Annotated in this window: 14 protein-coding genes and 1 pseudogene; 3 read left to right on the top strand and 12 right to left on the bottom strand. The window is 43.3% G+C overall.

Features of this window, described 5'->3' with window-relative positions; translation table 11 throughout:
• The first annotated feature begins 164 nt into the window (after positions 1-164).
• The gene (locus Q4492_RS05575; protein WP_303416272.1) at positions 165-929 is read left to right on the top strand and encodes an HPP family protein; all 765 of its coding nucleotides are present in this window, start codon (positions 165-167) and stop codon (positions 927-929) included.
• A gap of 147 nt (positions 930-1,076) precedes the next feature.
• Here the strand turns inward: Q4492_RS05575 and Q4492_RS05570 are convergent, their stop codons facing one another.
• The 3 genes from Q4492_RS05570 to Q4492_RS05560 form a co-directional block, all read right to left on the bottom strand.
• The gene (locus Q4492_RS05570; protein ID WP_303416271.1) at positions 1,077-1,313 is read right to left on the bottom strand and encodes a hypothetical protein; all 237 of its coding nucleotides are present in this window, start codon (positions 1,311-1,313) and stop codon (positions 1,077-1,079) included.
• 104 nt (positions 1,314-1,417) lie between these two features.
• Complete coding sequence (locus Q4492_RS05565; protein ID WP_303416270.1) at positions 1,418-1,744, bottom strand: hypothetical protein; 327 nt, start codon at positions 1,742-1,744, stop codon at positions 1,418-1,420.
• A 43-nt stretch (positions 1,745-1,787) separates the two neighbouring features.
• Positions 1,788-2,114, bottom strand: coding sequence for a hypothetical protein (locus Q4492_RS05560; RefSeq protein ID WP_303416269.1), 327 nt, complete (start codon positions 2,112-2,114; stop codon positions 1,788-1,790).
• 542 nt (positions 2,115-2,656) lie between these two features.
• On the opposite strand from Q4492_RS05560, the gene Q4492_RS05555 reads away from it, so the two are divergent.
• The gene (locus Q4492_RS05555) at positions 2,657-3,121 is read left to right on the top strand and encodes a hypothetical protein (RefSeq protein ID WP_303416268.1); all 465 of its coding nucleotides are present in this window, start codon (positions 2,657-2,659) and stop codon (positions 3,119-3,121) included.
• A 118-nt stretch (positions 3,122-3,239) separates the two neighbouring features.
• Positions 3,240-3,497, top strand: a pseudogene (locus tag Q4492_RS05550) (GNAT family N-acetyltransferase); the annotation flags it as partial.
• A 669-nt stretch (positions 3,498-4,166) separates the two neighbouring features.
• Here the strand turns inward: Q4492_RS05550 and Q4492_RS05545 are convergent.
• The 9 genes from Q4492_RS05545 to xerD all read right to left on the bottom strand — a co-directional run bounded on the left by Q4492_RS05545 (position 4,167) and on the right by xerD (position 13,977).
• A complete protein-coding gene (locus tag Q4492_RS05545; protein WP_303416267.1) occupies positions 4,167-4,799 on the bottom strand; it encodes a hypothetical protein in 633 nt (210 codons plus the stop codon).
• Between the two features lie 372 nt (positions 4,800-5,171).
• Positions 5,172-5,795 carry a hypothetical protein gene (locus Q4492_RS05540; RefSeq protein WP_303416266.1) on the bottom strand — a complete coding sequence of 208 codons (624 nt, stop codon included), beginning with the start codon at positions 5,793-5,795 and terminating at the stop codon, positions 5,172-5,174.
• A 489-nt stretch (positions 5,796-6,284) separates the two neighbouring features.
• Positions 6,285-6,467 carry a hypothetical protein gene (locus Q4492_RS05535; protein WP_067862474.1) on the bottom strand — a complete coding sequence of 61 codons (183 nt, stop codon included), beginning with the start codon at positions 6,465-6,467 and terminating at the stop codon, positions 6,285-6,287.
• Positions 6,468-6,486: 19 nt separating this feature from the next.
• Positions 6,487-8,226, bottom strand: coding sequence for a single-stranded-DNA-specific exonuclease RecJ (gene recJ, locus Q4492_RS05530; protein ID WP_303416265.1), 1,740 nt, complete (start codon positions 8,224-8,226; stop codon positions 6,487-6,489).
• A complete protein-coding gene (locus Q4492_RS05525; protein ID WP_303416264.1) occupies positions 8,226-9,152 on the bottom strand; it encodes a YdcF family protein in 927 nt (308 codons plus the stop codon). Before Q4492_RS05525 ends, recJ begins: the two co-directional genes overlap by 1 nt.
• A gap of 103 nt (positions 9,153-9,255) precedes the next feature.
• The gene (gene thrC / locus Q4492_RS05520) at positions 9,256-10,650 is read right to left on the bottom strand and encodes a threonine synthase (protein ID WP_303416263.1); all 1,395 of its coding nucleotides are present in this window, start codon (positions 10,648-10,650) and stop codon (positions 9,256-9,258) included.
• Positions 10,651-10,661: 11 nt separating this feature from the next.
• Positions 10,662-11,963: a homoserine dehydrogenase gene (locus tag Q4492_RS05515; RefSeq protein ID WP_303416262.1), complete on the bottom strand. Its 1,302-nt coding sequence runs from the start codon at positions 11,961-11,963 to the stop codon at positions 10,662-10,664.
• 272 nt (positions 11,964-12,235) lie between these two features.
• A complete protein-coding gene (locus tag Q4492_RS05510; RefSeq protein ID WP_303416261.1) occupies positions 12,236-12,973 on the bottom strand; it encodes a DsbC family protein in 738 nt (245 codons plus the stop codon).
• Positions 12,974-13,050: 77 nt separating this feature from the next.
• Positions 13,051-13,977: a site-specific tyrosine recombinase XerD gene (gene xerD / locus Q4492_RS05505; protein ID WP_303416260.1), complete on the bottom strand. Its 927-nt coding sequence runs from the start codon at positions 13,975-13,977 to the stop codon at positions 13,051-13,053.
• Between the last annotated feature and the right edge of the window lie 11 nt (positions 13,978-13,988).

The following is a 13,988-nucleotide window of genomic DNA, read 5'->3' as shown; positions in this document are numbered from 1 at the left end:
TTGCACTTAAACCTCATTTAAATTCGTTATACATGAAGCTATTTTAATCATTAAAATGGCGCCGTTACTAGGTAAATGTAGAGTGAACTGTTCTTAGGGCAAGGTTGTACTTTTACTTTTATTCTCTAAAACAGCTATTATTTTTGTAAGGCTCTACTGTCCAAATGCTCACTTCTTTATATCGTAATACGGCTCAATTCATTGGTATAGAAACAAATAAAACCTCCCACTTTGAGCGCCTTATTTCAGGCGTAACGGCTTTTGTGGCCCTGCTGAGTGTCTTTTATTTCTCGCGTACCTTTTTATCTATACCGGATTCCTTATTGGTGCTCTCCTCCATTGGCGCCAGCGCAGTTCTATTGTTCGCCGTCCCCCATGGTGCATTATCACAACCTTGGCCCTTTCTGATGGGCCACCTTATCTCCGCATTTATTGGTATCAGTTTTTTTCAGGCGTTTGGCTCATCGTTTATTACAGGAGCAGTGGCCGTTGGCGTATCTATTATCACTATGCACTACCTACGCTGCCTGCACCCACCGGGGGGATCCACCGCACTCTCTTGTGTGGTTGGCGGAAACAGCATACACGCCATGGGATATGAGTTTTTACTCTATCCATTAGCCATCAATCTGCTCGCCCTACTCATACTGGCTTTTGTCATCAATAACGCCTTCTATTGGCGGCGCTACCCATCATTTTTAAACACGGCAATAGCGAATAAAATCGATGAAACACATATATTTGAGATCGAAGATCTTTACGGTGCGCTAGAAAAAGAAGATATGTTTATCGATGTGAGCGCAGAAGAGTTAATGAACATTTACAACACCGCCAGCAACAATGCAAAAACACGTCAGCAACAACTTATTGCCAAGCGACCTAGGCTTGCTCGGCGCTTATCGATCAAAAGAAAGCGAGGAAAACTCTAAACCTGCATGCACTCAAAAGATTGGGGCCTTTAAAAAATATTTAGACCTGCTCAACCAAGCTGCCGGTTTTTAAGTCACTACTGGCTCTATACGTTATTTATCGATATAAAAGGGATATTAATGAAAAAGGTGTTATCGGTCGCAGCCCTAATCGCAACCACCATCTCCTCCAGAGCAACTATCCCCACTGTAATCGCCAGAACCGCCACTCGTACCCGTTCCTCCTCGACGATCCCCTTTTGAAACAAACCACATAGCCAATAAAATCAGAAAGATGAATACACCCAAGGGGGCTAATGCGTTTTGAATACTGCTATCAGACGCTAGATCCGTGTAGTGCCACGAAAGGTATAAACCAACCAATATAAAAATTAATGATTTCATCTAATATTCCTTTTAAATGTTAAAGCGCTTTTATTTAACCGCACCTAACCCCTGTATTCAGTTACATTAAAAACTCGAAACAGACGACAAAAAACACTTAGCTCTCAAGGCTGCACAAGTAGCGCAGGTGCATAGACTGACCAATAAAGCGCCACGGTCCCGACAAAGCCTATCAAAATTGTTATAAATAAAAACAACTTAGATGAGCGAAGCAACGCAAAAACCGCCAAGCCTAAACATAAAATAGGTAAAGCGACCCACCATTGAATCGTACGGAAAACAAACGTCGAATACGCCGTTTGCTTTATACCGAAGCTAGCCCAAAGCTGTCGAAAAGATTCAGCAGTTTCCGGTTGCAGCAAGCCATAGATAAAGTATGACTGCGCAGCGATAAAGAACAGAATAGATATGCCAAAAATTAGTTTTTTCATAGCATTACTGGATAAATAGAGATACAGGCTACCGCCCTCTGAATTATTTAATATCTGAAATGCTATATTGTTTTGCGCCATGATTGCCAATATTTGGCGCACTATTTTTAGGAATAAATAGCTCTCTATGGGCACCTTTATCGTACGTTAAACTAACAGTAAAACGATTAGCATATTCACAAGACCTTAAATCAATTTCTGTGCCTGCCTCTATACTCATACCTTGAGCCTCAATAGCTTTACCCAGAGTATGCACGTATGGCTTTGAGCATAATAAATCAAAGCTTGGCGAATTTGCCCACCAACCACCTATAAAACCAATAGATAGAAAGACTACCGATAGCACTGTAGTTAGCATGATTTTCTTCACATCAAAAATTCCTTATAAATAAGTGGCTTTGCGACATAGACATCATTCGAAAAGGGAATAAAGAATACCGCTGCTAGCTAGGTTAGTCATCTGTTGCAACAAGCACGACCTGCCCCTAGATTTTTTGACGCCTAGGTTTTTTCGCTTGCGGACAAAAACGCTTGATTATGACGCAGGCATTGATGATTCGGTAAAAGTGGAGTAAACATGTATAAAAAACCATCTACCCTATGCCATCCAATACATATGACGGATACCGCATAATAGCCCTCAATGAGTACTGAAATAAGGAACGTCAGGCCGGAGCAAACGCGAGCAGAGCGTTCTACCTGACAGTCAGCGCTCAGTTTCCCCCTAAGCGTGCTTCGGTTGTCATTGAGTGTCGGGCAGTTTCTTACTGCAAACAAAAAGGCAGTGTCTGCCCTAGTTTCTTTGGGGAAGGTATCCAGCAGTGAAATATATGGAAGGCTGTCGTTAAAACGACATAAGACAATTGACTGACCGTACTGACTTTCCCAAGGTCTCGGTATAAAAGGTAATGAATGTTAAAAGATATCGAGTTAGATTGGCTCCTATTGCTGGCGATACTACTGGTATTCGCCGGTGTAGGCTTAGTGCAAAAAGCAAAATCACGAGAAAAAACAGCAATAGACAATCCACAGACGCACCCTAAGATGAGTCCCCACTCATGTGGTGCTGTTACCCGAGTTGATGTCGACCACTTATTGCAAGCCTTGGCCATACAAATGAAAGCCACTAGTGAATATACATGGGCTCAAGGTGATCCTGACGCTAAAAGTGATGACATTGATCGCAGCACCTGCTGCAGCATTATTGAATCTATTGACCTAGAAAACACACCCACCCGAACCGTTTGGCGAGCCGAAATTATTCAGCGATTAAGCAGTTTTCAACAAGCTAAGCGGGACGCCGGTAAGCCTGGCGTTGGTGTAGTGGGCAGCATGATGGCTCACGTGAATACTTTTTTTGATGACACTGACCATTAGCGCTTTTTGCCAGTGAAGTGGCTATAGTCTCCCCGACACAGAGACAAGGGCAATATCCCCACCCATAGAGGTGTTGCCGAAACACGTAAAAGTGCTTGTCCTTACTTACCGTTTCCCATCATCCACCTCCGGTGGTCTGATTGCCCGTCTTGCTGTCGATGACCGATATAAAGGGAAAGGCTTTGGTGAATGGCTGCTTATCGATGCACTCAGAAAGCTGTTAGCTGCTAGTGATAGCGTTGCATTTCCAGTTGTTATCGTTGATGCCAAAGACGGTGCGAAAAATTGCTAGAACGCTATGGTTTTCATAGCATTTGAAGACGCTGAAAATAAACTCTTCATCACCATTGCTGATGTGAGAGCAAGCTTAGGCTAGTTAACCGCTGCCTTTAGCAAACTAACGCCCGCTTCAGCTGCACCAAAACAGGAGTATCTTTGTGTTAATATTTGAGCGCAGCGAGTGGCACAAAAAACGCATAGTCTTTGGCGTCAGGCTGGAAGCGCTTGTTAAAGCGTGATGCTTGAAGTGGTTGTTGTACTTTTAACCTGTAACATTACACTTTTTTATAAACACCAATACTAAAGTTACCAGGCCTGGTTGTTTTTTACTGTTTTTAAATACTGAATTTGGTTTTAAACAAGTCTTTATTTTAAATGTTTTACCCTTAAAAACTCAGACGCTTTAACATTTAGTATAAGGCGCAAACGCCCTAATATATTGTATTGAAGTAATAAATATACCCTTTTGCCCTTATATTGAGCTAGCCTGTCAATAAGTTAGGTTATGCGATATTACCCAGAAAATCTGTTTTCAACACGGTTAATGGTTATGAATATTACTACAAAAAAACTAGCTCGCTAGAATAAATACGTAACTTTTTTAGAGCATAAGACTTATGCGTTTTCGACTTAGAAAAGTTATTGTGATTGGGTAAAGCTTTTTAAGTTCGAAGTCAGAGTAAAGTCATACTTGATTAACTCTAAATATCAACACGTTGAAAACTTAATTTAACTCTGACCCCAATTATTCGAAAAATACGCAAGCTTAATTCGAGCCGATAATCTCAACCCGCTCAGCTTGGCAATGAAGCTGCTGCCCGGCTCTAGCTGGATCGTATGTGATGCCAATCAAGCGCACTTGATCTTTACGTTTAAGCTGTTTAAAAAATGCGGTTTGATCAAGCCGCCGCTGCTTTTGCTGCTCTATCGTATCCGTTGAATCATGGGCAAACGCCATGACCATCGCTGTACCTCGGCAAATCTGTTGCCAGTCGGTACGGGCATCAGCCCGCACTCGCATCTCTCCTCTGAGTATTCCCGTCCATAGGCCTTCAACATCCGGCATAGTTGTGCGAGCAGGTTCCACTTTTGCTGGGGCATTTTGTGTTCGATTAACGGGCGGTGGCGTTTTCGTCAAACCTTTCTGCGCCCTCGCATAATCCCTATGGCATCTTTTCACCCCAATATCACTCAACAATTCAGGATATTGAGTTAACGTATCACCATAGCGTGCGCAACTCGACAAACACAGATGGGCGAGCTTCTGGCCTTCGGCCGTTTGAGCCATTGCCCGACATGTCTCTCCTTTCGCACGTATATCATCAATGACAGCATTCGACGCCATCACCGTGGTATGAGTGAAACATAAAAAGGCAACAAACGTGAAAGCAGTTTTCATCTTATTTCCTCGTTTAATTATCAAGAGCCTAAGCGGAACAAACTGACTATTCGCGTTTACTCTAGCCTACCCACTCGGACTACTGCAATGCATCATTGCGGCTGGGACGGCCGTAAACTACTATAAAAGCGCTAAATGTTCGCACATTTATTATTAACTACCCGCATTTTTCATACTGATTGTAAGGGTCGCTTCCCTCGCACGCAAGATACCCACCCTACCAGCTCCACCTTTGGGCAGCACTATTCATCACAATCCCAACTAACAGAGTCTTTAGAAACTCTGCCAAATAATACGGTATTGCTCATTTAACGCTTTGGCTTTGCGGCGCACCGGAGCGCCAGCGCAGGTGCGTCCGCCAACAGCCACTTGTTAGGCATCACTTTCATCTTTCCTATCTAATTTGTTAGATATACTAGTTAGTGTTGTGTTAATCGATTTTAGACTTTTATTAAGTTCCTTAAATATAGTGTTATTACGGCCTTTTAATGCATCTGATAAATCGAGAGCCGCACTATTCTTAGATTGCATTTGACTCATATAGCGAATATCGAGAACTATAGAATCAACACCTTTTTTGCTCCTTAACGGTGTCTTATAGGTATAAGTTACTTCTAGTGAGTAGCTTTCTTTTATGACTGAGCTTAAACCACCATATTGGCCTGCTTGATAACGTAATTCTTTTCCTGATGCTAGAAGCGGTATTTTAGAGTTGAAGAAATCTGATTTATTTACTTTATCTGCGTTTTCAATTCCCCAACAATTTATAGGTAATGCTTTAGAAAACTCTAAATTTTTTGCGGTACCATTTCCATGATTACAAATAACTAAGTCAATAACTGATCCAGCTGCAGATGTTTCATAGTAAACAACAATATTGGGTTTAGATTGTCTATAAATAGCTAAATATGCAGTTGCAACAGCTAAGAACGTTGCTATCGGGCTAATTATATAAAAACCTATTTGAATGTATTCTTGCTTGAAAAATTCCTGCATAAGTCTCCCTGAATACGCGATATGATATTTGTGATGCCTAACATTTGTATATACAGGGGACCGTGTATCTACCCGCAGCGCTATTAATTAAAAACAGATGTAATTATTTGAAAAGGAAGGAGAAGCTAAAGAATTAAATCGTACTCTTCCGTGACAAAACGAGCATGCGCATTAGCAATTGATATACATAGCTCATATAAAAAGGCTGCGTATATATACCCATGCCAGACATCCATCTGTCTGATTTATAACTATTTTTAACCTAAGCAGGGTGGTAATACAAGTATCTTCGCTCACAGGGTGAGCTCCTACATTAGACATTTAAAGGGCTCTGCCCCTTTTAATTTTCGTCAGCCTTTCGCTTTGATTCTCGTCGGGCAAAGGGTGAGCGCCTACACAGGCCGATGGGCGTCGACAATAATCAGGTACAGGGGCGATAGCGCGCACCCATTTGACCTGAGCGATCAGGTCAAATGGATAGTATCTTACTTATAGCTTACAGGCGCCGCCTAAGCAGTCGTCAAAGTCCATACTTTCTAGCTCTTGGCGGGTTTCTTGGGCAGCTTTTAAGCGTTGTAGCATCTCACCTTCTGCGCCTTGATCAGTGCTGATACCCGCTTTTTCAAATACGCTTAAAAGTAGGTTTAGCTCTTCTAAGTTAAATTCATTCATAATTAGTATTCCACTCTTTTTACTGATCGGGGATTAATAGGTGATCGACTAGCATCTGTACGCTTTTGCGGCCACGGAATTCGTTTACATCTAAACGATAGATAACCCGTACATGGGTTTTCGATTCATCCGGCCATTGGTCCATATCGGCATTAAACTGTATCGCATCTACCGCTAATCCTGAAGCGGGTTCCATCAATACCATTTTCAGATGGCGATGGCCGACAATTCGTTGCTGTAGGAGTGAAAACTCACCCTCAAACAATGGCTCTGGAAATTGATGACCCCAAGGGCCGGCATCACGGAGCATTTCAGCTAACTCAATGGTCATATCATTGGCACTTAATGCACCATCGGTAATCACTTGTTGTTGTAGATCCGCATCTGATAACTGCCGTCTCACTTCGCTATCAAAGGCTTGCTGAAATAAGCCTAGATCTTTATCACTGATCGTTAATCCTGCTGCCATGGCATGACCGCCAAATTTACGCAGAAGTGCGGGGTGTTTCGCTGCGATCGCATCTAAGCCATCTCGAATATGAAAACCGGGAATTGAACGGGCCGAGCCTTTAAGTTCTCCCTCATCACCTTGAGCAAACGCGATAACAGGCCGATGGGTTTTCTCTTTGATTCTGGAGGCTAAAATACCGATCACACCTTGGTGCCATTCTGGCTCATAAAGCGATAACCCGTAAGGTAAGGCTTCATCATCTAGCTGAAGGTGCGCCAACAGATCTAAGGCTTGTTGTTGCATCTCCTGCTCTATGCCTTTGCGCTCTTGGTTAAGGTCATTTAGCGTCGCAGCTAGTTCTTTTGCTTGCTGCTCAGATTCAGTCAATAGGCATTCAATACCGATCGACATATCTTCTAAACGCCCCGCAGCGTTTAAACGTGGCGCTAAAGCATAGCCTAAGTCAGAGGACGCTATTTTATGCTGTTGGCGACCTGATAGTTCAATTAAGGCTTTGATACCGGGTCGACAGCGACCCGCTTTAATGCGCTGTAAGCCTTGATAGACCAGCACACGATTATTCTGTTCTAAAGGAACCACATCAGCCACAGTGCCTAAGGCAACAAGATCAAGAAGGCTGCCGAGGTTAGGCAGTGCTAACCCCTGCTGCTCAAACCAGTTAAGCGCTTGCAGTTTACGCCTTAGTGCGATCATCACGTAGAAGATAACACCTACGCCGCAGGTCGATTTAGCGCTAAAACGGCAATCGGGCTGATTAGGGTTCACTATGGCATATGCCGCTGGAAGCTCTTGGCCAGCAAGGTGATGATCCGTCACGATTACATCTAAATTAGCGATGTTAGCGGCGGCAACCCCTTCAATACTGGAGATACCATTATCAACAGTAATCAATAGATCAGGGGCTTGCTTTAACGCCTCCATCACAATCTCGGGACTTAGGCCGTAACCATATTCAAAACGATTAGGAACAAGGTAACAAACATCCTCTGCTCCCATCATGCGTAAAGCCAGTACCGCCACCGCTGTACTGGTTGCGCCATCACAATCAAAGTCGCCAATAATCATGATTTTTTCACGCTTTTTAAGCGCAACCACTAAGCGTTCTATGGCAGCATCCATACCGGCTAAACCGCTATCGGGCAGCAACTCTTTTAAGTTGCGCCCTAACCCCTCTAAATCGTGAATACCACGAGAGGCATAAATTCGTGCAAGAACGGGATTAGTTTGCCTAAATATTGGTAAGTTAGAGTCGGTGTCTTGACGTTGAGTGATAACCAGTTCTTTCATTAAGTTTCTGCTGTTCCATCCAATAAAGGCTTAGGTTGTAAAAGGTTGGAGTTTTCAGGTTCCGGTTTTGACTGATCTATATTTTGCTGCGACGTTTTTGACGCGCTTACATCTAAAGGACGGGGAAACAACTCAGCAGTTTTATCTGTCAGATAATAGGCACCTAAACCGATCCATTCTCGAACGACCTGATTAAGCTCCGCCATATTGGCATTAAGACTGAGCTGGATCTGACTATTCAACTGTCTAAAATCAACAGGGTAAGGAATAACATCAACACCCGCCTGACGATAAACCCCTACAGAGCGTGGCATGTGAAATGCAGAGGTCACAAGCAGCCATTTACCGCCAACCAGATCATCTACTTTATCTGTTTTTTTAAGCTCATCAATAATTTCACGGGTATATATTGCATTTTGGAAGGTATTTCGTGAATCCCTTTCGACAATAAGCCGTGCACCTAAACCTTGCTCGGTCAGCCACTGCTTAGCCACATCACCACCACGATATTCAGGCTTTAATAATGAACCTGAGCCACCGGTAAAAATAACTTTAGCCTGTGGATAACGCAACATCAGAGCCGGTAACATCATAAGTCTTTCCGCAGCACGGTTGAACTGAGGCATATTATGTACAGCGGACAGCTCCGCTTCTTCACCTCCACCTAACACTATAATACCGGCAATAGGCGCTTCAAGCTGAGTAAGATCTGGCTTAGGAAAACGTTGTTCTAAAGGCTCTAGAAGGTAGTTAGCGATCGGGAATACACTTAAAGCCAGCATAATTAACACTGAACTCCAGACCATTAACACCCCTAATAATCTGCGCCAAAGTAGTAAGCCAACAAATAACATGAGTAGCAAAAAATGATCTGGCTGAACCACTACCCAGAATATTTTCGACAAGTAAAAAAACAGATCAGTCATCGCAGTTATTCCTTTGCTTTAACACAAAAAGATCAATCGCCAGATACAAAAAACCCGACACAAACAAGGTCGGGTTTTGAGAGTATCATATTCAAACAATTAATTATTCTGAATGAACATGACTCGCGATAAACTGCTGAACGGTATTTAGATCGTTATCTAACACGTCTAGCTTTTCTTCACGCTCAAAAAGATCAACCATATGGGCTGGCAACTGAGGGGATTCTAAACCCGCTTTAACAACAGGCTCAGGGAACTTAACCGGATGCGCAGTCGCTAAAGTGATCATCGGTACAGACTTATCACGGTTGCATTCACGCGCGGCTTTAACACCAATCGCTGTATGCGGATCGAGTAGGTATTCTGTCTCAGCGTAGACTTGTTTGATTGTTTCGCAGGTCGCGTCATCATCAACGGCACAGCTATCAAACAGTTCACGCACTTTATCCCAACGGTCAGAATCGAGTTCAACCGATTCTTTCGAGAAACGTGCCATTAGATCATCAATCGCTGCACCATCTTTGCCGTATACATCAAACAACATACGTTCAAAGTTTGACGACACCATAATATCCATAGACGGTGATAAGGTATGAACCAACTCACCTTTGGACATATCGTTACCGGAGATAACACGGTGCAAAATATCGTTACGGTTAGTAGCCACAACCAACTGCTTGATCGGCAAACCCATCTGCTTAGCTAGATAACCGGCAAAAATATCACCAAAGTTACCTGTAGGCACAGAGAAGCTCACTTCACGTTCTGGACCACCGACAGCAAGCGAAGCTGAGAAGTAATAAACGATCTGGGACATAATACGCGCCCAATTGATCGAGTTTACTGCCCCTAGCTTCATCCCTTTAAGGAAGTCTTGATTAGCAAAGCTATCTTTAACCATCTGCTGACAATCGTCGAAGTTACCTTCTAAGGCAATATTAAACACATTGTCTTTAATAACGGTTGTCATCTGACGACGCTGCACTTCTGATACGCGGTTATGCGGATGCAGAATAAAAATATCCAGATGTTTACTATGGCAGCAGCCTTCAATCGCCGCTGAACCTGTATCACCTGAAGTTGCACCCATAATCACTAAATGTTCACCACGCTTTTCAAGTGCGTAATCCATCAAGCGACCTAGCAACTGAAGTGCAAAGTCTTTAAATGCCAAGGTTGGGCCATGAAAAAGTTCTAGGATCCACTCATTAGTGCCTAGCTCTTTCATCGGTGCAACAGCAATATGATTGAAACCCGCATAGGTCTCATCAATCATCTGCTTCAGATCTGCATCGGCTACGCAGTCATCCACAAATGGCTTTATCACTTTATAAGCCAATTCGTTATATGGCAGACCGACCCAAGAGGCGATCTCCTCTTTGCTGAAAGTAGGCAATGTTTCTGGCACATATAGGCCACCATCACTTGCTAAACCAGCTAGAAGAACCTCTTCAAAATTCATTGCCGGAGCTTTTCCCCGGGTAGAGATATATTTCACGGGATTACTCCTTAACGGCCAAAATTTTCAACGCGAATACGAGTAACACTACCGTTAATCTCATCTAGCGCTTCGATTTTTGCAATTGCATCATTCATCTTCTGCTCAACCACAGTCTGGGTCAAAATAATAACCGGCACTTGGTCTTCGCTTGTCGCTTTCTGAATAATGGCTTCAATATTGATGCCTTCGCCACCCAGAATACTGGTAATCATTGCCAGCACACCCGGTTTCTCTTGGGCATTCATGCGTAGATAGTAGGCAGTTTCTGTCTGCTCCATTGGCAGAATCGGTGCATCTGATAACTCTGATGGCTGGAAGGCCAAATGAGGTACACGATTATCACGATCAGCAGTCAAGGTGCGAACGACATCGACTATATCGGCCACAACAGCGGAAGCAGTTGGCTCAGAGCCAGCACCCGGCCCGTAATACATAGTTTGGCCAACCGCATCGCCATCAACCAAAATTGCGTTCATCACACCGTTTACATTAGCGATAAGCGCAGACTCAGGAATCAGTGTTGGATGCACTCGCAGCTCCACACCTTTATCCGTATGACGGCTAACACCTAAATGTTTGATACGGTAGCCAAGCTCTTCAGCATACTGCACATCATCGCGAGTAATTTTGCTGATGCCTTCAGTAAAGGCTTTGTCGAACTGCAAAGGGATACCAAACGCGATAGAGGCTAAAATCGTTAACTTATGAGCCGCATCAATACCTTCAACATCAAAGGTTGGATCAGCTTCTGCATAACCCAGCGCTTGAGCTTCAGCGAGTACATCGTCAAAATCACGCCCTTTATCGCGCATTTCGGTCATGATGAAGTTGCCTGTACCATTAATAATACCGGCTAACCAATTAATCTTATTCGCAGACAAACCTTCACGGATCGCTTTGATGATCGGGATACCACCGGCAACCGATGCTTCAAATGCAACCATGACATTCTTTTTCTGCGCAGCTTCGAATATCTCATTACCATGAACAGCGATTAAGGCTTTGTTCGCAGTTACAACATGTTTGCCGTGCTCTATAGCTGTCAGCACAAGTTCTTTTGCTACGTCATAACCACCGATCAACTCAACAACTACATCAATTTCTGGGTTTTTAGCCACCGCAAAAACATCATCTGTAAGCTGTATACCTTTGGTATCACAGTCCGGATTAGTGTGACGAGCACCAATTTCTTCCACTATGATTTTACGTCCTGCCCGACGAGCAATCTCTTCGGCATTTCGCTTCAGCACATTGTATGTGCCACCACCGACTGTACCTAATCCACAGATACCTACTTTGACCGGTTTCAAACTTGCACCTCGCATGCTGTTGAACAACTATTTCTCACAGTATATATACCTATTGAGTCATAACTGTGATTTAGAAATCTAACGGAAACAGATAAACCAACTTAGCCAATAAACATTGAAACATGGCAAATTGATCCACTTACATAAGTTCCGTAAAAATGAGCCGAGTATTATAGCCAAAACAATGCAATAGCTCTATCTCTGCAATCATTCTGTAGCAACAAATAAATAAGGGAGCCTAGGCTCCCTTATTATTAAGAATATAAACGAACTTACTGCAGTTTTAACGCTTTCGCTAATTGCGCCGCAGGGACATAACCAGGCAGTAAACTACCATCAGATAGAACAATGGCAGGAGTACCAGTAACCCCCATGCTTTGACCCATATTAAACTGTTCCATCACAGGGCTATCACAAGTTTTAGATGTTAGCTCTCCGTTACCTTTAGCTGCATCCATCGCTTTCCGACGGCCGTCTGCACTTTCAGCACACCAAATGGATACCATGTTTCTGTAGGTTGCAGTGCCTGCACCTTGTCGAGGAAAAGCCAGATAATTAACTTGGATACCCATAGCAGTCAATTTAGGCACTTCGGCATGCAGTTTACGGCAGTAAGGACAATCCACATCGGTGAACACATTAATTGTCGCTTTTAATTCGCCTTCAGCAGGGTAGACAACCATTTGTTCAGGATCGATTTTGGCAAGGGTCTCTTTTCTGATAATGCTCTGTTTCTGTTCTGTCAGATCAATAAAACCTTCAGACTCACTAAACTGAAACAACTTACCTAATAAGAAATATTTGCCTTGCTCATCGGAATAGAGGACTTCACCAGTGTTCAATAACACCTCATACATTCCATCCACTGGAGCTTTGACCACGGTCTCAACTTGGAGACGCGCATTAACCTTTTGCAGGTTCTGCGTAATCAGCTCCTCAGGACTTGCTGCTTGGGCATTAATACTCAAACTGCTCATTAACAGCATGGTCGATATTAAGATTTTTTTCATCATTTCCCTCTAACTATTCCAACTGCCTAATTGCGTATTATATCTAGGACTCTATTTTCCTGGCGAAGTTCCAGTAATTAACCCCGCGGATGATGGGTTTGATGCAAAGACTGTAATCTTTGTTGGGCCACATGGGTATAAATTTGCGTAGTTGATAGATCACTATGTCCCAATAGCATCTGCACCACTCTAAGATCAGCCCCATGATTCAGCAGATGTGTCGCAAATGCATGTCTAATTACATGGGGTGATAACGGCTTATCAACACCCGCAACCAAGGCGTAATGTTTTATACGATGCCAAAAGGTTTGCCGTGTCATCTGCTGCCCTCGCCGGCTAGGAAACAGCACATCACTCACATTCTCACCCAATAGAATAGGCCGAACCTGCACTAAATAACGCCGCACCCAACTAATCGCTTCTTCACCTAACGGGACCAATCGCTCTTTGCCCCCCTTACCCATTACGCGAATCACACCTTGATTCAAATTTACTTCAAATAACTGCAAACTGACTAATTCAGTAACACGTAACCCTGTAGCATAAAGGACTTCTAACATAGCACGATCACGAAAGTGGATAGGATCGTTTAGTTCCGGCGCATCTAAGAGGCGCTCAACATCATCTTCCGTCAATGTTTTAGGTAAACTTCGTCCCTTTTTCGGGCTATCTATTAAGAGTACCGGATCTTCACTAATTAGTTCTTCACGTAACAGATAACGATAAAACCCTCTCAAGCATGAGAGCATTCGGGCTGTAGAGCTCGCACGTAAGCGCTCTTTAACTCGCCAGCCTAAATACTGCTGTAACTCAGATCGAACACAGGAGATAAGGTGTCCTCCGCGCTGATTTAACCACAAACCAAACTGATTCAGGTCTCGACGATAGGAGGAAAGCGTGTTTTCACTCAAGCCTTTTTCCATCCAAATAGCATCTAAATATGTATCAATGAGCTGGCTATCTTTATCACTTAGAACAACAGCAGCTTTAATGGAAGACGACACAATCACTCCAT

Origin of the sequence: Neptuniibacter sp. 1_MG-2023, assembly GCF_030547185.1 — a bacterium.
GTDB lineage: Bacteria > Pseudomonadota > Gammaproteobacteria > Pseudomonadales > Balneatricaceae > Neptuniibacter.
This window is presented reverse-complemented; position numbering and strand designations above follow the sequence as displayed.

Bases quoted from the DNA above. Each gene is read 5' to 3' on its own strand.
- Q4492_RS05575 (WP_303416272.1), top strand. From the start codon at position 165: ATGCTCACTTCTTTATATCGTAATACGGCTCAATTCATTGGTATAGAA.
- Q4492_RS05570 (WP_303416271.1), bottom strand. From the start codon at position 1,313: ATGAAATCATTAATTTTTATATTGGTTGGTTTATACCTTTCGTGGCAC.
- Q4492_RS05565 (WP_303416270.1), bottom strand. From the start codon at position 1,744: ATGAAAAAACTAATTTTTGGCATATCTATTCTGTTCTTTATCGCTGCG.
- Q4492_RS05555 (WP_303416268.1), top strand. From the start codon at position 2,657: ATGTTAAAAGATATCGAGTTAGATTGGCTCCTATTGCTGGCGATACTA.
- Q4492_RS05545 (WP_303416267.1), bottom strand. From the start codon at position 4,799: ATGAAAACTGCTTTCACGTTTGTTGCCTTTTTATGTTTCACTCATACC.
- Q4492_RS05540 (WP_303416266.1), bottom strand. From the start codon at position 5,795: ATGCAGGAATTTTTCAAGCAAGAATACATTCAAATAGGTTTTTATATA.
- Q4492_RS05535 (WP_067862474.1), bottom strand. From the start codon at position 6,467: ATGAATGAATTTAACTTAGAAGAGCTAAACCTACTTTTAAGCGTATTT.
- recJ (WP_303416265.1), bottom strand. From the start codon at position 8,226: ATGAAAGAACTGGTTATCACTCAACGTCAAGACACCGACTCTAACTTA.
- Q4492_RS05525 (WP_303416264.1), bottom strand. From the start codon at position 9,152: ATGACTGATCTGTTTTTTTACTTGTCGAAAATATTCTGGGTAGTGGTT.
- Q4492_RS05510 (WP_303416261.1), bottom strand. From the start codon at position 12,973: ATGAAAAAAATCTTAATATCGACCATGCTGTTAATGAGCAGTTTGAGT.